We start from the raw sequence: 22523 nt of genomic DNA, 5'->3' as shown, positions 1-22523 counted from the left end.
GTGAAAACCTAAAATACTATCTTTTTTGTTTTAATTCAAATTTTCAACTTTTGATGAAGCATTATCCCTAAATTTTCCAGTTTTAAAGACGTATAAGCGCCACCTAAATTAGGCACGCCAATTCTCGTACGGAAACCAGAGAATTTTTTTCCTGCAAGTCTTTAAGCCCTAAGCTACCCGGTTCTTAAAAGCCGCCCAAAGAACAGAACGATGAAGTGATTGCCAGCCAGCTTTTTTATTTTATTTGGCGCTGGCGAACCTCCTGCGTCGGTTTGCAACGCAACAGGCGATGCCATGAAAAACCAGGCGCTGGTATTAAAATTCTTATCCCTCTTCCTGTATCGCAACCGTACAGTTTTATAACATTTGCGGACAAACGCATACGCAACTGCTTAGCTTAACTTATTGACAAATAACTATTTATAAAAATGGCTTGTGTTTGGTTGTGTTTGGCAAAACGCGTTTTTCATGTTTAGAACATTTCTTAAAACTGCCTGGCGCAGCCTGGTTAAAGACAGGCTGCATGCCCTGGTTAACGTGCTGGGGTTATCTATCGGAATGACGGTTGCCATTCTTATTAGCCTTTGGATGTATGACGAGCTGTCTTTTGACAAACAGTTTGCCAACCACGACAGGATTGCCCGTGTGCTGCAAAATCTAAATAACAACGGAGAAACCCAAACCTGGTGGTCTGTTCCCTATCCTTTGGCGGATGAACTTCGTAAGAATTATGGAAGCGATTTCAAGCACATCGCCATGGCTGTTAATTGGGGCGATCATACTATAAGCATAGGAGAGAAAAAACTAAAAGCCAAAGGCGGTTTCTTTGAAAAAGAAATGCCGGAAATGTTTTCGCTGGATATGCTGCAGGGTAAAAGAAATGCGCTTGGCGATCCTTCGTCAGTGCTCATTTCCGCCTCCGCGGCAAAGGCTTATTTTGGCAGTGAAGACGCCATCAATAGAATTATCAACGTAGCAAAAGACCAGCCGCTGAAGGTAGCCGGCGTGTACAAGGATTTTGCAAAGAACTCAACCCTGGCAGGCCTTGATTTTATTGCATCCTGGGATCATTGGTATCATGCCAATAACGATCTGAAGGATATGGAAGACCCCTGGCGCCCCAACTTCATCAGCTTGTTTGCGCAGGTAAGTGATAATGCTGATTTTGACAAGGTATCAGCACGCATCAAAGATGCTAAGCTGAAAAAATTAAACGCACAACTGCAAAAAAAGAAACCCGCTTTGTTCCTGCTGCCCATGAGCCGTTGGCACCTTTACTCCGAATATAAGGACGGCGTTAATACAGGCGGCGCCATCAGGTATGTAAAAATGTTTGCAGTAATAGGTGTTTTTATTTTACTGCTGGCATGCATCAACTTTATGAACCTTAGCACGGCAAGAAGCGAGAAACGTGCAAGGGAAGTGGGCATCCGCAAAACAGTAGGCTCGCTGCGCTGGCAACTGGTTGCGCAGTTTTTCAGTGAGTCTTTGCTTACTGTTGTTTTCGCGTTTATACTGGCGTTGCTGTTTAGCTGGTTTAGCCTGGCGGCGTTTAATGAAATAGCGGGCAAAACTTTAACCATGCCCTGGGGCAATACCTGGTTTTGGCTGGCGGCCTTAGGCTTTGTGTTATTTACGGCGCTGGTTGCGGGCAGCTACCCTGCTTTTTACCTCTCGTCGTTTAAGCCGGTAAAAGTGCTGAAAGGCACCTTCAAGGCTGGCCGGTTGGCAGCGTTGCCCAGGAAGGCGCTGGTAGTTGTTCAGTTTAGTGTATCTGTGGCGTTGATGATAAGCACCGTAATTGTTTACAAGCAAATTCAATATGCAAAAGACAGGCCGGTAGGTTACAGCCGCGCCAACCTGGTTGCCATACCTCTTACAAACCCCTCCATTCACGAACATTTTAATGCGGTAAAAGAAGAGCTTCTGCAAACAGGCAATGTAGCTTCTGTTGCAGAATCAGAAAGTCCTACAACAGGCATTTGGAACAGCACAAGCGGTTTTAGCTGGCCGGGTAAAGATCCTAACCTGTCAACAGATTTTGGTGTGGTGCAGGCATCTCTTGATTATGGCAAAACAGTTGGGTGGCAGATAAAAGAGGGGCGTGATTTTTCAAGGGATTTTGCCACAGATTCATCTGCTTTTATTTTAAATGAGTCTGCCGTACGGTTTATGGGTTTAAAAAACCCGGTAGGTCAAACGGTAACCTGGTGGGGTAAGCCCTCTATGATAATAGGTGTTATAAACGATATGGTGATGGAATCTCCTTACGATGCACCCAAGCCTGTCTTCTATAATTTGTCTGATGGTTTGCAGGGAAATGTTGCTATCATCAAAATAGCGCCGGGTGTAAGCGCAAAAAGTGCACTCAGTAAAATAGAACCCATTTTTAAAAAATACAATACGGAACAGCCTTTCGAATACAAGTTTGTGGACGATGAGTATAACCAGAAATTCGGCAACGAGCAGCGCATAGGTACGCTGTCTGGTATTTTCACCGCCCTGGCCATCTTTATTTCCTGCCTGGGCTTGTTTGGTCTTATTTCGTTTGTGGCAGAGCAGCGCAGAAAAGAAGTAGGCATACGCAAAGTACTGGGGGCATCGGTATTAAATGTTTGCAGCCTGCTGTCTAAAGAATTTGTGGGGCTTGTGTCTATCGCGTTTCTTATCTCGGTACCCATTGCCTGGTATTTTATGAACGAGTGGCTGCTTAATTACAGTTACCGCACAAGTATATCGTGGTGGGTGTTTGTCCTGGCCGGTGCCGGCGCCTTGCTGATAACATTGTTAACAGTAAGCTTCCAGGCCGTTAAAACAGCGTTGATGAACCCCGTAAAAAGTTTAAGAACAGAGTAATTCAATTAACTAATGGTATTTACTGTATTCATGACCTCTTTGACTCATTGACTTCACGTCTCATTGACTTCATGACTCATTGACTTCATGTCTCATTGACTTCATGTCTCATTGACTTCATGTCTCATTGACTTCATGACTTTTTTGACTCATTGACTTTTTTTATGGTCCCGGCAGAAGAACCGGCATTGGGCTTTACTTGCGTCGCACTCTTGTGCGTTCTGTTCGCTATGCAGCTTTTCCCGCAGCGTAGGGTGAACGCGCAGGCATAAAAGAATAGCAGTAGCCTGCCCGGCTAAAATTCTTTGCCAAATACCCTGCGCCGGCTGCCGCCTCCCGGAAAATTTAAGCAAGGGTTAATTGGCCGGGCAGCCTGCCGCAGCCAATTACAAGCAGCCAGGCTATACTTTTGCAGGTATGTTAAACGACCGGATTGAAGGAAAATGGATGGGCTGGCTGGATTATGATGACAGCTATCCACCTGCATTCAGGAATAAAAAGTTAGCCTTCAGAATTAGCCTGTGGATGGAAGATGGTATGCTGAAAGGCATTTGTGAAGATGATATTACGATAGAATTGTCCCTTGCCCCGGCAACGCTTGAAGGCGGCTACCACAATGATGAATTGCAGTTCATCAAAAGATACTCATGCGAAGTGATCATTAACGAGCGTAACGAATTGCAGGCCAATAGTTTCAATCCGCCGGCCAACATATATTATACCGGCCGCCTGAAGAAGAAGTTTTTAACCGGCAAATATTACGTGCAGGGCACCTGGCAAATTACAAACTCTTATGTTGATGGGCCGGTGATAAAGCATTACACGGTGGGCGGTAGCTGGATGATGGAGAAGGTTTGAGCCAATTCCAAATCAAATATGTTCATACGGAACACCCTGTGCTTGCCTTCAGATATAAGTATTAAGCCTAGCAGAAGCGGCATGTTATAGTACCGATACGTTATGCAATAGCCCGCAGGGCTAAATGTGAATAGCCCCGGATGAAATCCGGGGTTGGCATTTGATAACAAAATTCCCAACCCCTAAGGGGTTGAACAATACCTCTGCACATTGTAATTCCTGAACCACCAACATTGAACTTTGAACAAAAGAACATTGAACAGGCAAACTTATCCTGCGGGTAATGCTGCATAGCGAACAAATCGTACAAGAGTGCGACGCAACGATGCATCATAGATATTCCTCCTGCCGGGCTCCAAAAAATTCCTCCGCTTATTTTACTGCAATCTGACCAAAATAAAATTCTGAAAATCAACAGAAAATTTTTATTTTCAGAAATAAGTTTGACCAGCATTTTGACTCGTCTGACTTGCTGATATTTGTTTCCCGTCTTCGGCTACTGGTTGCTGTATTGAACATTTGGCATTGAAAATCAAACAAACCGCTTATGAACCAATCCATTCGCTTATGTATGATGCTGGCGGCTGTTCTTATGTTGCCACTACTGGTTTTTTCGCAATCACTTACGGTAAAAGGAACAGTTAAAGACGCGTCCGGAAAACCCGTCTCCGGCGCTTCGGTACTGGTAAAAGGTACATCACAGGGCGCCACCACCGCAGACGACGGGACGTTTTCTATAACCGTACCTTCATCCTCCGCTACACTCGAGTTTTCCTTTGTGGGCTTCGCTTCCAAATCAGTACCGCTCAATGGGCAGGCAACACTGGATATAGTACTGGAAGAAAGCCGCAGCCAGTTAAACGAAGTTGTGGTAGTTGGCTACGGCACACAAAAGAAAAGTGATATTACCGGCGCCATTTCCTCCATCCGCAACAAAGATTTTAAAGACCAGCCTGTAAGCAATGTGGCGCAGAGCATACAGGGTAAGGTAGCCGGCATACTGGTAAGCTCACCATCCGGAACGCCCGGTGCAGGTTTATTAGTAAGCGTACGTGGTTCCAACAATCCGTTGTATGTAGTGGATGGCGTACCGATGATCAGTGAAAGTAATTCAGCTTTGTCAACTTCTTATAATATAGAAGGAGAGGAGGTAGGCAGCGGCCAGAACCTCAGCTCTATCAGCGATATTAATCCGGATGATATCGAGTCCATAGAAATACTCAAAGACGCTTCATCTGCCTCTATTTATGGCGCCCGTGCGGCCAATGGCGTAGTGCTGATTACCACCAAGCGTGGCCGCAACGCCAAAACAGAGTTCAGCTTTAACAGCTTTAGCGGCATACAGAAAGTGGCCCGTAAAATTCCTTTTCTGAGCAGTAAGGAATTTGTGGCGCTTACAGAAGATGCCCGTAAGCAAGACCTGGCTTTATACCAGTCAGACCCCTCTCTGTTCCCTTCCGATTTTGACCCCGCCGTATTAACCAACCCTTTGCCCGATAGCTGGAACAGTAATGTAAATACCGACTGGCTGAATGAAATCTTCCGCACTGCGCCTATCAGCAACTTACAGTTAAGCGCAAGGGGCGGTAACGATAAGACAAGATTTTTTATAGCTGGTAACTACTTTGACCAAACGGGTATTGTCATCGAAAACTTTTTCAAACGTGCTTCGTTCCGGTTAAATGTAGATAACAAAGTGAGTGACAGGGTAAGCATCGGCGCCAATGCCGCTTTCAGCTATACCCGTAACCGCCGCAGCTTTAACGACAACACTTATACCGGTGTTGTTACCAACGCCATCGGTGCATCGCCGCTGGAACCCGTGTATAATGATGATGGTACCTACAGTGATTTTACCGAATACCAGGCAAGCTGGCTGAGCGACAACCCGGTAAAATCGGCAAAGGAAATTAAAGCTTTCAGCAGCAACTACCGTTTTATAGGAACTGTATTTGCCGATATTATGCTGGCCAAGAAACTAAAATTCAGAACCTCTTTTACCGCTGATTATACCAACCTTACAGACGACCAGTTCTTCGACCCCATTACCACAGACGCGGAAACGGTGGGGGGTAAAGCGGTAAAAGCATTCTTCCGCAATACTACCTGGCTCAATGAAAATATCCTGAGCTATTCAACAGATATCGGCAGTAAAAGTCATCTTTCCGCTATCGGCGGTTTTACCGTACAGTCATCCCGCTACGAAAAATCGTCTATCCGTGCACAGGGCTTTCCTCAGGGCAGCGGGTTGCAGAACATTTCAAGTGCATCCACCATCACCGGCGCTACAGCATTAAACTACGGCTGGGGAATCGTATCGCTGCTGGGCAGGGCCAATTATGATTATGATGGCAAATACCTGTTTTCAGTAAGTGGCCGTTATGATGGTTCTTCACGTTTCGATCCATCCGGCAGGTGGGGCGTATTCCCCGCGTTTTCTGCAGGCTGGGTAATTACAAAAGAAGAATTCCTGGCTGGTTCAAAATGGCTTACCAGTTTAAAACTTCGTGCCAGCTACGGGCTTACCGGCGACCAGGAAATTGGAGACTTTCAATACAAGAATTACTGGACGCCCGGCCGCTACGATGGTGTAGCTGGCTTACGTCCACGCAACATAGGCAACAGCGAATTAACCTGGCAGCGCAACAAAATGCTGAACATTGGTGCTGATTACGAAATAAACAATGGCAGGTTCAGTGGTTCTGTTGAATTCTTTAAAGCCAACCGCACCAAGCTGTTAACGCAGGCGCCCCTGCCTGCTACTTCAGGTTTTTCTTCACTTACAATCAATGCAGGCGACATACAAAACACGGGCGTAGAGTTTTCTCTGAATGCCGCGGTTGTTAAATCAAAAGCCTTTACATGGAATACCGCCTTTAACGTTAGCTATATTAAAAACGAGATTAAGGAACTGTACAGCGATAATGAGCTGGTTAGCGCATATACAGATTTGTTCCCCACGCATATCCTGAAGGTGGGAGAGGCTGTAGGCTCTTTCTGGGGCGTTAAATATACCGGCGTCGACCCCCAAACCGGCGACCCCACGTTTGAAGATCTTAATAAAGACGGCGCAATAGATGATGCCGATCAACAAGTACTTGGTAAGGCAACGCCGGATTGGTTCGGAGGCTGGTCAAACGACTTCCGGTACAAAAACTGGGACCTTTCCATATCCACGCAATTCAGTCTTGGCAACAAAGTGTATAACCTTATCCGCTCTACGTATCAAACTGTTGGCTGGAGCGATGCCGGTTGGGATGAAAACGGAGACCTATACCAGGTATATGCCAATAACGCCGCTGTTGTTAACAAACGCTGGATGAAGCCCGGTGATGTTACCGATATTCCACGTGCTTCGCTGGTGTTTAGCAACTACCTGCAAAACTCTTCGCAGTTCATAGAAAACGCTTCTTTCTTCCGAGTACGTACGGTTAACCTTGGCTACACCTTCAGGCCCAAGGCTGCCACGTTTTATAAGTCGTTAAGGGTGTATGCGCAGGCGCAAAACCTGTGGGTTGGCACTAAGTATTATGGCTTCGATCCCGAAGTGAGTTCCAACGGTGGCGATGCCGAAACCGTTGCCGGTGTTGATTATGCTGCTTATCCGCAGGCCCGCACCATCACGTTCGGAGTAAACTTTAACTTTTAAAATGCCAGCTATGAACCATTATATCAACATAATTTTTTCACTTATCATACGTACAGGGAAATTTTTTTGGGACCAACTGCACAGCTACTATCAACAGTGGTTGTGTCACTCACTTGTACGTCCCGAACAATACGCAGCAATGTGCGGCAACCGGGCGAAACTTAATACCAAAATCTTTGCGCCTTTGCGTCTTTGCGTGAGCAGAAAAGCTGCGTACGCAGCTTTGATTGTAATTATAGCAACCTTTACTTCCTGCAGTAAAATACTCGATGTAGTTTCCCCAAATGAAGTAGAAGATGAAGATGTATTCACTTCTGCTGCCGGTCTGCGTAATGCCAGGGTAGGCATGTACAACACCCTGCAGGACCGCAACTACTACGGAGCTTACTTTCCACTGCTGGCGGAGTGCTATACCGATAACGGCACAACAGGTGGCTACGATGTTATTGACCTCAACGATATTGCCGCAAGAACGGTAGGTACTGCCAATATCTATGTTCAGAATACATACAACGCTATTTACAACAGCATTTATACCGCTAACAAAATCATCAACAATGCGGAAGCAGTGCCCGGCATAGATGATGAAGAAAAAAACAATATTCTTGGTGAAGCATTTTTTGTGCGTGCCCTCTGCAACTTCGATCTGTTGCGCATGTATGGCGAGCATTGGGATAAATCATCACCTTACGGTATTTCTATCGTTACAAGTTCAGATAAACCGAAAGACGCTGTAGCAAGAAGTACGGTGGATGCCTCCTACCAGCAAATCATCAGCGATTTGGAAGAGGCTGTTTCCCAACTCAACACATTTAACGGGAATCAATACGTTTCCGTATCTGCCGCCAGGGCTTTATTGGCTAGGGTGTATCTCTATTATGGCGATAAGGCCAAAGCCGCGGCCATGGCAACCGAAGTAATTGATGACAGCAATTTCGAGCTTTTTGATGCGGAAAATTTCACCAAAATCTATACTGAGAAATTAACGCCGGAATCTGTTTTCGAACTGAAATTCGATCCGCAGAATACCAGCACCTATAACACCGCCACCTATCAGCGTCCTGACGCGTTGCGTTCTGAAGTTATCTTCCTCGCCAATGCCGATTTAAATACTTTTTTTGAAGACAGGGAAGATGATGCCCGTGCCGCTTTGCTGGATTATGAAAATGTGGATGTAAGCATCCAGCCGGATGGACGTACGGAAAAATACCGTGGCGAAACCACGAAGGATAATTCAGCCTACGTTATCAGGCTTGCGGAAATGTACCTTATACGTGCGGAAGCAAGGGGCCGTGTACAAGGCCTGGCAGATTTAAATACACTGCGTGCACACCGGGGCCTGCCTGCTTTGAGCAGCGGTTCTCTTACAACGGATGCGCTGTTCATCAACGCGGTGCTGGAAGAGAGGCGGGCCGAATTAAACTTTGAAGGTCATCGTTTATTCGACCTTGCCCGCTTAGGAAAAGTGGAAGAGTTTCTCGGCGCGGATGTGCAATCCATCATGCCCATACCGCAAAGGGAAATCGCGGCTACCAGCGGGGTGGTGGAGCAAAACCCGGGCTACTGAGTTGGGGTTTTAAGTCCCTCTCCGGGCGGAGAGGGGTTGGGGTGAGGCGCTTTATACTAACAAAAAACATACATGAATCGCAGGTTTTACCTGGATTCAATACTTATGCGATACCCGTTATCAAACTTACTGCGTAATGCTTATCATCATGCTCTGCGTCAAACAGGTGCTTATGATGAAAGCCGTAGAAAATTTATTAAGCAGGCCGCCCTGGTAACAGCGGGTGGAATGTTGGCGCCGGGGCTTTTAACAGCGCAGGCTAAAAAAAAGAATATCGTAATCGTTGGTGCGGGTATAGCCGGTTTAAATGCGGCTTACCAGCTAAAAAAAGCAGGTATCAGCGCCACAGTTTATGAAGCAGCGCCAAGAAGCGGGGGGCGAATGTTTACGATGAAGAACGAGTTTGGTGCGGGTGTTACCACAGACATAGGCGGAGAATTTGTAGATACTACGCATGAAGATGTGCTAAGCCTGGCCAACGAATTGGGCGTCTCTTTCTACGATCTGAGAACGGATAAACTCGATTCTCATGCCTATTATTTCGGTAACAAATTCCTCGAGAAAGACGAGCTGACAAATGCATTTAAACCTTTTGTGAAACGGATTGAACAGGACATTAAATCCCTTCCGGAAGTACTGAATTATACCACTGCCGCTTCTTTCAGGCACCTGGATGAGCAAACCATTACAGGCTACCTGCAGGAAATAGGTATCAGCGGGTGGATGTATGATTTAATAAACGTGGTAATGACAAGAGAGTATGGCATGGAAGCATCAGAACAATCGCTGATTAATTTTCTTGTCATGTTCAGCGAGCCTTCTGCAGAGAATGCTGACTATAGTCTTTTTGGAGATGAACACGAAGTGCTGAAGATAAAAGGCGGCAGCCAAAACCTCGCAGATGCAGTGTTTGCAAAAGTGAAGCAGCAAGTCTTGTTCAGGCATAAGCTTACCGCCGTTAAAAAAGACGGTGAACAGTACAGACTTTCTTTTGAAACATCCGCCAACGGCGAAACCATCAATGTAATGGCTGATTACGTTGTATTGGCTATACCATTTTCAGTGCTTAGAAAAATATCATTTGATGTTGATATGCCTGCGGAAAAACGAAAATGCATTGATGAGTTGGGCTATGGCAACAGTTGCAAATTTGTGATGGGGGTAAGCAGTAAACCCTGGCGCAACGAACAAAAGCAAGGGTATACGTTTAATGATTTGTCTTTCGGTTGTGGCTGGGATAGCAGCCACATGCAAACCAAACAGCAGGGAAGTTTTACCGTATTCGGCGGGGGAGATTTTGCGACGCATGTTTTTGATGTTGACCAGAAACATTTGGCTGTGGACTTCATCAAATCGCTGGACGATATCTACCCGGGCGTAGCAAAGGCATATACTGGCAGGAATATCAAGTATTGCTGGCAGAAAAACCCCTTCAGCCAGGGTGGGTACACATCGCTAAAGGCAGGGCAGTGGAGCACATTGGCCGGTTGGGAGGCAACGCCTGTAGGCAATATATTTTTCGCCGGCGAGCATGTAAGCGCAGACTTTCAGGGCTATATGAACGGCGCGGCAAAAACGGGCAGGTTGGCGGCTGAAGCAATTGTGCTGCAGTTAAAGCCTGGCAGGCTGAGAAAACGAATGGCTTCCTGATAGGTTACGGTAAGCGGGGCTTAGTACAGCATGGTACACTAAACGGCCTGACTATTGCAGACATTGAATAAAAAAATTATGTCAGTCTTTAAATCAATATTCCCTTACGACCAGTCGCTGGTAGATGAGTTTGAACTCATGGATGACGCTGAACTGGATGACAGGATAAATAAGTCGGAGAAAGCCTATAAGCATTGGTCTAACCTAAGCTTTGCTGCAAGGGCTGATGTGTTGAAAAAAGTAGCGCAGATACTTAGGAAAGATGTGGATGAATTCGCAGACACTATTACGCATGAAATGGGTAAAGTGTTAGCCGAAGCCAAAGCGGAAGTGGAGAAATGCGCCGTTACCTGCGAGTATTTCGCCGAACATGGGGAAGCTTTTTTGCAGGATGAAATTGTAGATGGTGGTTATTATAAAAGCTTGATTGCATACCAACCCATCGGCGCTGTACTGGCTATCATGCCCTGGAATTTTCCTTTCTGGCAGGTGTTCCGCTACGCGGCGCCAACGTTGATGGCGGGTAATGTTACTTTCCTTAAACATGCACCGAATGTAACGGGCTGTGCGCTGGCTATTGAAAGGGTATTCCTGGAAGCTGGTGCTGAAGAAGGTGTGTTTCAAACACTCATCATAGATACGCCGGAGGTTGAAAAAATAATAGCTGCGGATATTGTACAGGCAGTAACATTAACCGGAAGTGAAGGGGCCGGAAGTGCAGTGGCATCGCTGGCGGGTAAGCACATTAAGAAGCAGGTGATGGAGTTGGGTGGTTCTGACGCGTTGATTGTGTTGCCAGATGCGGATATGAAGCAGGCCGCCGCGACAGCCGTGCAGAGCCGGATGCAGAATGCTGGCCAAAGCTGTATTGCTGCCAAACGGTTTATTGTGCTGAAGGATGCACTGGGCGACTTTGTTACCGAAGTGGAAGCGCAGATAAAGAAGCTAAGGCAGGGTAACCCGCTGCAGCAGGGCATTACAACCGGGCCCATGGCAAGGTTTGACCTGGCGCAGCAATTACAAAAGCAAATGCAGGCATCATTAACTAAAGGTGCTGTGCTAAGTATAGGAGGTGAAGTAAACGGTTGCAATTATCAGCCAACCTTATTACTAAAGGTGCGTGAAGGTATGCCGGCGTTTGATGAAGAAACTTTTGGGCCGATGGCTTCAGTGATTAGCGTTGCAGATGAAGCAGAAGCCGTTGCTGTTGCCAATGAATCACGGTATGGACTGGGCGGCAGTATATGGACAAAGGATATTGACAAAGGCATTGCGCTGGCAAGAAAGATTACTACCGGCGCGGTATTTATTAATACGCTGGTAAAAAGTGATGCCAGGCTGCCATTCGGTGGTATTAAGAAATCAGGCTATGGCCGGGAATTAGGTAAGCTGGGCATTCATGAATTTGTAAATGCAAAGACGATTGCTGTGAACCGCTAAAGCAGGGTTACAGGTAGCTGGTTGCCGGGCTGTTGATGTGTGGGAAGGCTGCCGGATTTCAATCGTGGCAATCTTTTAAAAAGGATGTATTCAATATTCAGGGGAGCTGGAAGATTTAAAGCAGTTGGATTCTGAAAGTCCTGCAGGGGCTGCGTGTTAGTAGAAAAGCGGGACATATAGGATTTATAGAGCGCCGCAGGTGCGGCATGTTATCTACGCTTTGGTAAAACTACCCGGTTCTGAAAAGCCGCCCAAAGAACCAACCGATGAAAGGATTGCGACGCAACGAAGATGCTATGAAATACTGTCGCTGGTATTATAGTCGTGAATGGTGAATCGTGAATGGTGAGTGGTGAATGGTGAGTCGTGAGTGGGCAGGCTGAGCCTGTAGAAGGCAACCGGGAGAATCAGTAAAACAAGTATAAAATCGTGGTACAGATGGATGAATCGCAAAAAATATTAGAACGCCGCAAACGGTTTGTGCCCAATGCGATTGGCATATTTAACCCGTCTACCGCCGTATCGGCAAAGGGTGCGGTTATCATTGATGCGGAAGGAAAACAAATGATTGATTTTGCCGGCGGCATTGGTGTGGTAAATGCAGGACATTGTCCTGAGCCGGTGGTGAAAGCCATAGCGGAGCAGGCAGCAAAAATGATACACTGCAGCTTTAATGTAGCAAGCTACGACCTGTATATGCAACTGGCTGAAAAGCTGGCAACGCTGTTTCCGCATGGGGAACAAACGAAGGTGATGCTAACCAATTCCGGTGCGGAAAGTGTGGAGAACGCTATCAAGATTGCACGCCAGGCTACGGGCAGGCAGGCCATTATCTGCTACGGTAATGCATTTCATGGCCGCACTATGATGGCTATGACATTGACGAGCAAAGTAGGATACAAACTGGGCTGTGGCCCTTTTGCACCGGAAGTATATCGTATACCTTTTCCTGACTATTACAGGTATGGTAATGGTTTTAAACTTGACGATTTTTCTGATGAACAATTAAGGGAGTTGGAAAACTTTTTTAACACGCATGTGCCGGCGCAGGAAGTGGCAGCGATTATCATAGAACCTGTACAAGGTGAGGGTGGCTTTAATGTAGTGCCAAAAAAATACCTGGAGGGACTTCGGGCTTTGTGTGACAAACATGGTATTCTGTTGATACTGGACGAAGTGCAAAGTGGTTTTGGCAGAACGGGTAAATGGGCTGCTTACCAGCACTACGATGTAATTCCTGATATTTCAACCTGGGCCAAGAGTATGGGCAGCGGTATGCCTATAGGTGCGGTAATAGGCAGGGCTGAGATGATGGATGCCTGCAAGCCCTCCACTATTGGTGGTACTTACCCCGGCAATCCTGTATGTTGTGCGGCTGCTTTGGCGACGATACAATACATGGAAGAGATTGACATTAATACACTGGGCGAAAAAGTAGGCGCTATTGTACGGCAACGCTTCGATGCTATGAAGCAACAGTTTCCCTGCATTGGTGATGTGCGTGGATTAGGAGCCATGATGGCATTTGAACTGGTGAAAAACAATGACCCGTTTAAGCCGGATGGGGAACTGTGTAAGAAGCTGATTGCTTATTGCGCTGAACATGGATTGATTGTAATAAGCGCAGGCGTAAATGGCAACTGTATAAGGGTATTGAGTCCGTTAATAATAGAAGAAGATATGCTAAATAAAGGCCTGGATATTATTGAAAACGGTTTGAAAGAGTTGACCGGAAGTTGACCTCACACTCTCCAGAGGAAGATGACTTCGGAGCGTTTAAAAGATATTAATTCACCATTGACCATTCACTATTCACCATATGAATCAGCTATTCATCAATAACCAATGGGTAGATGCGAAAGATGGGGTCACTTATTCGCTGATTAACCCTGCTACGGAAGAGGAGATTGCCAACATAAGCAATGGTAACCAGGAGGATTGCAATGTTGCTGTTGAAGCAGCACATGCCGCCTTTCAAGCATGGGGTAAAACCACGCCTTACCAGCGGGCAGCCATACTAAAAAAGGCCGCCGATTACATGCGTGCCAACCTGGACGTGTTTGCTAAAGATATGGTTGTGGAAAGTGGCAAACCTTTGGCCGAAGCGAAAGGGGAGTGGACGGTAGCCGCGAACCTGTTTGAATGGTATGCCGAAGAAGCCAAACGCTCCTACGGAAAAACTATTCCTACCAACAGGCCTGATAAACGCAGTTCTGTTATTTGGCAGCCGATGGGTGTAATTGGTGTAATAACCGCATGGAATTTTCCGGCGTACAACCCTGCCCGGGCCTGGGCTGCTGCATTGGCCGCGGGTTGCACCATAGTTGCCAAACCATCGGAGAACACGCCCTTATCGGCATTTCACCTGGCAGAAGCATTAATGAAAAGTGGCTTGCCTGAAGGGGTAGTGAATGTAATAGTGGGCGATGCGGCAGCCATAGGTGAAGCAATGCTGCAAAATCCTTTGTTGAAAAAAATAAGCTTTACCGGCAGTACAAGGGTTGGTAAAATTTTAATGGATGGCGCTTCAAAAACATATACCAAACTGTCACTGGAATTAGGCGGCAATGCACCTGTATTAATCTTTGACGATGTGGATGTAGATGCGCTGGCCAAAGTAACCTCCATAGCAAGGTTCAGGAACAATGGCCAGGTATGCATAGCGCCACAACGTTTTTATATACATAAAAACATATACCAGCAGTTCTGCGACACGGTAACAAAACATGTATCACAATTGAAAGTAGGTAATGGTTTTGAGGAAGGTGTGCATGTCGGCCCGCTGATTACAAAAAAACAAAAAGAATCGGTAGAGAAACTTTTAGAGGAAACCAGGCAGGAGAACGCTAACATACTTACAGGCGGGCACACACCGGAGAATATGCAGAAAGGTTATTTTTTGCAACCTGCTGTAGTAGCTGATTTGCAGCAATCTTCTGTATTGGCAAAACAGGAAATATTTGGGCCCGTGCTGCCATTATTTTCATTTGAAGATTTGGAGGATGCTATAGTCAAAGCCAATGATACAGAGTACGGCCTGGCCGCGTATGTATTTACCAACAACCTTAAAACGGCCATTCATGCATCGGAGCGTTTGGAGTTTGGCATTATCGGCATCAATGAATGGGCGCCACATGGTACTGAATCTCCATTCGGCGGCTGGAAACAAAGCGGCCAGGGACATGAGAGCGGCAGTGAAGGCATGTATGAGTATATGGAGAAAAAACTAATCAGCATTGGCGGTCTGTAGCTACGATTGTAGTCAAATTTTTCCGGCTGAGATGATATAATATTCTTATGAGTTTTGGGTTTGCCCCTCTCCTTTGGAGAGGGGTTGGGGTGAGGTCCCACATTACTAAAATAATAAAACTGCATGCATCATTACGGCATTATTTCATTGGTACCGCCCCTAATCGCTGTATTGATTGCAATACGTACCCGCCTCTCATTAGAGCCGTTGATTATCGCATGTGTAGTGGGTTACATTATTGTTGCCGGTTGGGGGTTCTTTGATGCCATTATTGCTTCGTTTACTAAAGTGATGCAGAATGATCTGATGGTGTGGGTAATTATCGTTTGCAGCCTGTACGGCGCTTTGATACAACTGATGATACGCAGTGGCGGCGTGTCTGCTTTCGGTCATTATATGTTGCGGTTTGTAGGTAACAGGAAAAAGTCATTGCTGGCTACCTGGCTGTTTGCTAGCTGCCTGTTTGTGGACGATTACCTTAATGCGCTTACCTCGGGCAACACCATGAAAAAAATTACAGACCACTACAATATACCCCGGGAAATGCTTGCCTTCGTGGTTAGCTCAACCGCGGTGCCGGTTTGTGTGATAGTGCCTATTTCTACCTGGGTGATATTTATTGGCAAGCTGTTGGAGCAAAGCAATGTTGTGCCTGCAGGCAAGGGTATACATTCCTACCTGAATATTATTCCGTTTATCTCGTACGGCTGGGTGCAGTTCCTGGTGGTGCCATTAGTAATTGTAGGTATAATACCCATCATCGGCAAAATGAAGAGGGCCAATCACCGTGCAGCTACCACCCGGCAATTGATACCCGACAACTCAGAAGAATTTAAGGTAGATGTGGCTCCTTTTGATGCCTTAAAACAGGGCAGCATCTGGTACCTTATTTTGCCAACCGCCGTGCTGCTGTTATGCACTGTGTTGTTTGATCTGGATGCGTTAAAAGGAATTATAACAGCGTTGGTATTCACCATATTTTATTTCGTTTTTAAGAAAGTGGCCAGTTTTAAAATGCTGTCCGAATCCGCCATAGAAGGCATGAAGAGTATGTTGTTTGCATTGGTGCTGTTACTTCTTTCTTACCTGCTGAAAAACCTGGGCGACGAAATGGGGCTCACTCAATATGTAATACAGGTAGTGCAGCCCATCGTAAGCAAACAATGGTTACCCCTGGCCATCTTTATTTCGCTGGGCGCTATTGCTTTTTCTACCGGTAACTCGTGGGGCCTGTACGCTATCGCCATACCATTGGTAGTGCCGTTGGCGCAGGCGTTGCAGTGCAATATGTGGTTATGTATAGGCGCTGTAATAAGTGCAGGCGCTTTTGGTGCGCATGCCTGTTTTTACAGCGATGCTACCATATTGGCAGCGCAGGGTACCGAGTGCAACAATTACGAACATGCCATTACACAATTGCCATTTGCGTTAATATCCTTTACGCTGTCTTGTGTTATTTATATCGCATTGGGTTTTGCCATGGCTTAAAAGTGCAATATGACAACAGAAATCATTACTTATCGCAAAGTATTGCCGGGCGGGCTGCTGGTGCAGCACATGCAGCCTTATCACGCACAGCAGCTTGAAGCGCTGCAGCGCATTGTGTTCCCTGACCTGGCGGAAGATGAATTAATAAAAGCGCCGCATTACCTGCGCCACCTGGATGTTTTTCCGGAAGGGCAGTTTGTGATAACAGACAGCGATAAGGTGGTTGGCATGACCACCACGATGCGCAGTAATTTTGATTTTACAGATTACTATCATACGTTTAAGGAGACCATTGCAGGTGGCTGGCTTACACGTCACGAGCCTGGTGGAGATTGGTTGTATGGTCTTGATGTAGGTGTTCACCCCAAATACCGTGGCATGGGTTTGGCCCGGGAGCTGTACCGGGCAAGGCACTATGTAGCCAGGCAACTGGGGCTTAAAGGCCAGGTTACCGTAGGCATGATGAACGGGTATGGTGCAGTAAGCAATGAAATGAGCGGGGAACAATACTACCAGGAGTTGCTTGCAGGCAAGCGAAAAGACCCTACCGTATCAGCGCAAATGAAAGTGGGCTTTGAGCCAATCGCCCTGATACCGGATTATTTAAACGACCCCACCTGTGGTAACTATGGCGTGTTGATTAAGCTGGATATAGATAAGGAGCCATAAGCTGGTATATGTTGTGCTTTGCACAACAATCGCAATAATTTGGTACTTAGCTGCATTGCTACTATTAAGCGCCGGTTGTGTCACTCACTTGTACGTCCGGAACTATATGCAGCATGGTGCAGCAGGCCTGGGAAATAATGGGTACTTGCAGTTCAGAGGAGAAAATCCGCAAACTGGATTGTGCTGTTTCCTGGCTTTTGTATAAGTCACAAAAGCCCCATCGGGTGGCACGTTAGTAGGTATGCGTCACCGTTGGATAAAGATTCCAATTTCATTATGAGAAAAATTACTGGATTTATAAATTTGGTTTAAGAACAGAAAAAGTGTCATGTTTATGAGTAAGAAGCTGATTGTGCTTTGTCTTTTTTTTAAACCATTTATGATTTTCGGGCAGAATAGTAGCTTAATTTATCAACTACGTTTTGAAAGAAATAAATTTGAGATAACACAAAAAAATAAACAAATCTTATCCCTTATTTGTGATACACTTAGTGGGAAAGATAATTATTTAATTTACATCAACGGACACACCGATAGTGATGCAGATAGTAGTTATAATCAACAACTTTCAATGAAAAGAAGCCTTTCCGTAAAAAAGTTCCTTGTAGAAAAAGGGATTAAGGAATCTTTATTAAGCCTGCAAGCAATGGGTGAAGAACAACCACTTGTAGCAAATACGGCACCATTAGAAAAGGCTAAGAATAGACGGGTTGAAGTTTTAGTAGTGTTTCAAAAAAAACATGACGAAAAATTTATTGAAGTTCAAAAAGAATTAATTGCCACAAGAGATAATGAAGATACATCCGTTACTTTGGAAAATGGATTTAAGCTTATATTATCTAAGCAAGATTGGAACAAGAATAAAAACTGTTTGAGAGTAAAAAAGCTTCTTTTTTATAAGTTTTATGTTGAAGAAAATTGGTTAAAAAAACATATTGGTTTTAAAAATTACAGGAAAATTATAAGTTATGAACCGCAGTATCAATTTTCTGTGATTTCATGTACAGATAGTTGTTTTGAAAATTCCTTAAAACTTTATATACCTTATTACGAAGCTATCGGGCTAAAAAATGGAATTAAGTATTCGCAGAAAAGAAAAAGCAAACAGGGCTCTATTAAGTTATCTTTCGGCAAAGCTAAATTTGGTGACTCAATTTACTATAAAGCTGATGTTTATTGCCCCGGGACTATAAATTGTGGAACAGATAATAGATGTACACACCCCATAACACTTTATGCGAAAAATGATATTTCAATTTTATCATATTCATATAATTTAAGGAGCAGTTCTACTTATTTTGATTCATTGATAGAGGTAAAACCTATAAATAGTAAGAGAATAACAGAAAACTATAATAATGCTTTTTTCCACAGACTTACATTTATATCCAATAGGGATACAATTATACTAAAAAATATACCCGTTGATGTGTTTGCTCATGGTTGGAAAAAAATAAAAACTTTAGGCGCCGAATACGATATGTCCTATTTTATGTTTATCCCATTCCGTAAAAAATACACTTGCGGACACTATAAAAAATATAAAATCAGGAAAAAAGATATAGAGAATTTAAAACAATTTGACTTAAATGATTTAGAAATCGAGAATAATTAACGAGAGATTGGGTGTGCGATATGTCATCTACGCTAGACAGAACTATCCAGCCAAAATGTTGCCGCCCGTTTCTGCCACCGCAGGTGCCAGAAACATTAATACAGGGGGCTGAAAAGTCGCCCAATGAACAGGACGATGAATCCCGAAGTTTCGGGACGACGCAACGAAGCTCCCATGAAAGGCTGCAGCTCGTATCACGAAATTGCTGAGGCCTTCATTGGGTTGAAAATGAAACAACTGGTAATGAAAAATTCTTAAATACAATAGTATGTCTCATATTGAATTAAAAACCGCGATACCCGGCCCCAACAGTTTGCAGGTATTGGAAAGGAGAAAAAATGCATTGCCTTCAGGCTTGGCTAAGTCAACAGAAGTGGTAGTGGAAAGGGCCGATGGCGCTGTTGTGTACGACGTGGATGGCAACAGCCTGCTTGACTTTGCCGGCGGCATAGGTATGATAAATGTGGGGCATAGCAATGCCGCGGTGGTAAATGCTATTAAAACGCAGGTGGATAAATATATCCACACCTGTTCGCTGGTTACAACGATAGAACCGTATATAGAACTTGCGGAACTGCTGAACAGTTTAACGCCAGGTGATTTTCCTAAAAAAACATTGCTGGCCAACTCCGGTTCGGAAGCGGTGGAGAATGCCGTCAACATAGCCAAGTATTACACCAAACGTAACGCGGTATTGTGCTTTGAAGGCGCCTACCACGGCAGGACTACCTTAACGTTAAGCCTTACCAGTAAGTATTCCCTGTTTAAAAAAGGCCTTGGTTCTTTTGTAACCGATGTGTACCGCATTGCAGCGCCGAGCATGTACCGGAAAATTGAAGGCATGACGGATGAGCAATACATAGACTACTGTATCAAAAAATTTGATGAAGCCATGATTGCCCAGGTTGACCCGGAAGCGTTAGCGGCCATTATTATTGAACCCATACAGGGCGAAGGAGGTTTTCTGCAAATACCTGCACGGTACCTTCAAAAAATAAGAACAGTTTGTGATAAGTATGGCATTGTTATGATAGCCGATGAAATACAATGCGGCGCCGGCCGTACGGGTAAGTTTTTTGCCATTGAACATACAGGAGTTGTGCCTGATATTATTTGCTCGGCAAAATCAATCGGCGCAGGCATGCCCATCAGCGCCGTTACCGGTAAGGCAGCTATAATGGATGCACCCCATTTGGGTGGGGTTGGAGGCACTTACGGCGGCAGCCCGGTGGCATGCGTTGCGGCAATTGAAACAATCAAGATACTGCAATCAGAAGCGTTCTTGTCAAGGTCGGTGCAGGTAGGTGAAACCATCAGGGCTACGCTGGAAACCTGGAAAGACAAATACGGCATCATTGGCGATGTAAGGGGTGTTGGTGCAATGCGGCTGGTTGAGTTTGTGAAGAGCAGGGAAACCCGGGAACCAGACATGGAAGTAGCCCTTGAAGTTATTAAAGATGCTACCAGCAAGGGATTGATTTTAATACGTGCCGGTCTTTTCAGCAACTGTATAAGGTTATTGCCACCAATTGTAATAACAGATGAACAACTGGCGGAAGGATTGAGTGTACTGGAAGGGGCTATTGCCAGGGCGGATGAGAAACGGAAGTAGATTTTTTAATGTGTTCAAAAGATAATCTTTCAATGTCATCCATCCTCATCTATAACGCTAACATTTTATCCTTTCACAGTGGTTTTCAAAAAGGCCAGGGCGATGCATTGTTAACGGAAGGTAACAGGATAAAAGCCATTGGCCGTTATGAAGAATTGAAGCAACTGGCAGCTTCCACCGCAGAGGTTATTGATGCGGAAGGGAAAACCCTGATGCCGGGCTTTAATGATACACATATCCATATCTGGAAAGTGGGCAACCTGGAAACTTATATGCTGGATGTACGCGGTGTGGCCAGTATGGACGATATGTTGGAAATGCTGGGAGAATACAATGAAAAATACCCGGAAGCAGTATGGATTACGGCCCGGGGTTTTAATGAAGCCTTGTGGAAAAGTGGTAAACTGCCAACAGCGCAGGATATTGACAGGGTGATCAGCCATAAACCGGTATATATCATCCGCACCTGTGCACATATTGCTGTGGCCAATACCAAAGCCATGCAACTGGCCAATATAACTGCCTCTACAACTGTGCCGACAGGCGGCGTAATGCACCTGGATGAAAACGGAAAACCAAACGGTATTTTTTCTGAAACAGCCTTGGGCTTAATCACCAGCCACATACCGCCCTACAGCAAAGAGCAATTGAAGACCATGGTGAAGGCCGCAAGGGATGAGTTTTATCGTTATGGCATCACGGCCGCTACAGACCCTGCTGTTGATCCGCTGCTGTTGCAGGCTTACCATGAAATGAACAAAGCGCAGGAACTTGGCTTTCGCCTGAACGCGTTGCCCATCATTTTGCCCGATGGGGGCGAAGAGCCTTATTCTATACCGCAACTATTTGATTCGGATTTTTTTCAGGTAAACACGGTTAAGTTTTTTTCTGACGGTGGCCTTAGTGGTAAAACCGCCGCGCTTAACAGGCATTACAAAAACTCCACCGACCAGGGAGTGCTAAGGTTGCAACAGGAACAATATGTACAACTTTGCCGGCAGGCTATGGAAAAAGGCCTTGGCGTAGCCACACACGCTATTGGCGATGCGGCCATTGAGTTTGTGATTGATATTTATAAACGGTTACATGCTGATTTTCCTGCACAGATTAAAAGGATAGAACACCTTGGCCTGCCGCTGGAAAAGCATTTGCAGGATATGCAGGCTTACCATATCGCTACATCCATGCAAACCATTTTTCTTCATGAGCTTGGCCGCAACTTTATCAAATACCTGGATGAAGATTATCTTAATCATTGCTACCCGGTTAAATCTGTTCTGCAGCATGGTATTCTTGCAGCTCTCTCCTCCGATGCGCCGGTAGTAAAAGATTTTAACCCGCTGATGGGTGTGCAGTCGGCAGTTACCCGTACAACCAGCGATGGTGATGTCATCGCCCGGCAGGAAGCTATTACTGTAGAGCAGGCACTGCGTTGCTATACATCCAACGCCGCGGCTATATCTGCAACGGATGAATATGGAAGCATTGAGCCTGGTAAGCTGGCAGATTTTATTCTGCTTGACAGGAATCCATTAACCGTTTCTCCGCAGGAGCTTTCTACTGTAACAGTGCAACAAACTTTTGTAGATGGCAAACTGGTTTGGGAAATGTAAATCTGAATGGTGAATGGCGAATGGTGAATGGTGAATGGTGAGTGGTGAATAGGAGAGTGGGGGTAGCCCGTTAACCTTGCTTTGCCTTGATAAATAAGATAAGCTTTGCATAAAGTACTTCTTACTTCGTAACTCGTACTTAAAAAAACCTGCCTGCAAAAATAGCAGCCTGTTACACCCCGCGCCAGGGATTGCAGCGGTTACTCCGGTGAAGCCTTCGCAGCATAGGTCATGTGGCGGAGTATGAGCGGAAAGC

14 protein-coding genes are annotated in these 22523 nt (G+C 45.4%); 13 read left to right on the top strand and 1 reads right to left on the bottom strand.

What is annotated here, in order from left to right:
* Nucleotides 1-468 precede the first annotated feature (468 nt).
* Both F0364_RS28515 and F0364_RS28510 read left to right on the top strand, forming a co-directional pair.
* Nucleotides 469-2856 (top strand): ABC transporter permease, encoded by a 2388-nt coding sequence (locus tag F0364_RS28515; RefSeq protein ID WP_153801236.1) that lies wholly within the window; start codon nt 469-471, stop codon nt 2854-2856.
* Nucleotides 2857-3273: 417 nt separating this feature from the next.
* Complete coding sequence (locus tag F0364_RS28510) at nt 3274-3714, top strand: hypothetical protein (protein ID WP_153801235.1); 441 nt, start codon at nt 3274-3276, stop codon at nt 3712-3714.
* A gap of 100 nt (nt 3715-3814) precedes the next feature.
* On the opposite strand, the gene F0364_RS28505 is transcribed toward F0364_RS28510, so the two are convergent.
* The gene (locus F0364_RS28505) at nt 3815-4168 is read right to left on the bottom strand and encodes a hypothetical protein (RefSeq protein WP_153801234.1); all 354 of its coding nucleotides are present in this window, start codon (nt 4166-4168) and stop codon (nt 3815-3817) included.
* 93 nt (nt 4169-4261) lie between these two features.
* On the opposite strand from F0364_RS28505, the gene F0364_RS28500 reads away from it, so the two are divergent.
* The 11 genes from F0364_RS28500 (at nt 4262) to F0364_RS28450 (ending at nt 22267) form a co-directional block, all read left to right on the top strand.
* Complete coding sequence (locus tag F0364_RS28500) at nt 4262-7363, top strand: SusC/RagA family TonB-linked outer membrane protein (protein ID WP_153801233.1); 3102 nt, start codon at nt 4262-4264, stop codon at nt 7361-7363.
* 223 nt (nt 7364-7586) lie between these two features.
* Entirely contained in the window at nt 7587-8930 is a 1344-nt protein-coding gene (locus F0364_RS28495) for a RagB/SusD family nutrient uptake outer membrane protein (RefSeq protein WP_207632938.1), read from the top strand.
* A gap of 72 nt (nt 8931-9002) precedes the next feature.
* Nucleotides 9003-10580 carry a flavin monoamine oxidase family protein gene (locus tag F0364_RS28490; protein WP_153801231.1) on the top strand — a complete coding sequence of 526 codons (1578 nt, stop codon included), beginning with the start codon at nt 9003-9005 and terminating at the stop codon, nt 10578-10580.
* Between the two features lie 78 nt (nt 10581-10658).
* Complete coding sequence (locus F0364_RS28485) at nt 10659-12020, top strand: NAD-dependent succinate-semialdehyde dehydrogenase (protein ID WP_153801230.1); 1362 nt, start codon at nt 10659-10661, stop codon at nt 12018-12020.
* 438 nt (nt 12021-12458) lie between these two features.
* The gene (locus tag F0364_RS28480; protein ID WP_153801229.1) at nt 12459-13760 is read left to right on the top strand and encodes an aspartate aminotransferase family protein; all 1302 of its coding nucleotides are present in this window, start codon (nt 12459-12461) and stop codon (nt 13758-13760) included.
* Nucleotides 13761-13839: 79 nt separating this feature from the next.
* Entirely contained in the window at nt 13840-15270 is a 1431-nt protein-coding gene (locus tag F0364_RS28475; RefSeq protein WP_153801228.1) for an NAD-dependent succinate-semialdehyde dehydrogenase, read from the top strand.
* Nucleotides 15271-15393: 123 nt separating this feature from the next.
* The gene (locus tag F0364_RS28470; RefSeq protein ID WP_153801227.1) at nt 15394-16758 is read left to right on the top strand and encodes a Na+/H+ antiporter NhaC family protein; all 1365 of its coding nucleotides are present in this window, start codon (nt 15394-15396) and stop codon (nt 16756-16758) included.
* Between the two features lie 9 nt (nt 16759-16767).
* Complete coding sequence (locus F0364_RS28465; protein ID WP_153801226.1) at nt 16768-17427, top strand: GNAT family N-acetyltransferase; 660 nt, start codon at nt 16768-16770, stop codon at nt 17425-17427.
* A gap of 334 nt (nt 17428-17761) precedes the next feature.
* A complete protein-coding gene (locus F0364_RS28460) occupies nt 17762-19042 on the top strand; it encodes an OmpA family protein (RefSeq protein ID WP_207632937.1) in 1281 nt (426 codons plus the stop codon).
* Nucleotides 19043-19310: 268 nt separating this feature from the next.
* Nucleotides 19311-20654, top strand: coding sequence for a 4-aminobutyrate--2-oxoglutarate transaminase (gabT, locus tag F0364_RS28455; RefSeq protein ID WP_153801224.1), 1344 nt, complete (start codon nt 19311-19313; stop codon nt 20652-20654).
* A gap of 32 nt (nt 20655-20686) precedes the next feature.
* Complete coding sequence (locus F0364_RS28450) at nt 20687-22267, top strand: amidohydrolase (protein ID WP_207632936.1); 1581 nt, start codon at nt 20687-20689, stop codon at nt 22265-22267.
* Nucleotides 22268-22523 lie beyond the last annotated feature (256 nt).

It is taken from the genome of Foetidibacter luteolus (assembly GCF_009650435.1).
Lineage (GTDB): Bacteria > Bacteroidota > Bacteroidia > Chitinophagales > Chitinophagaceae > Foetidibacter > Foetidibacter luteolus.
Note: the sequence above shows the minus strand (reverse complement) of the source record. Positions and strands in the feature narration are given on the sequence as shown.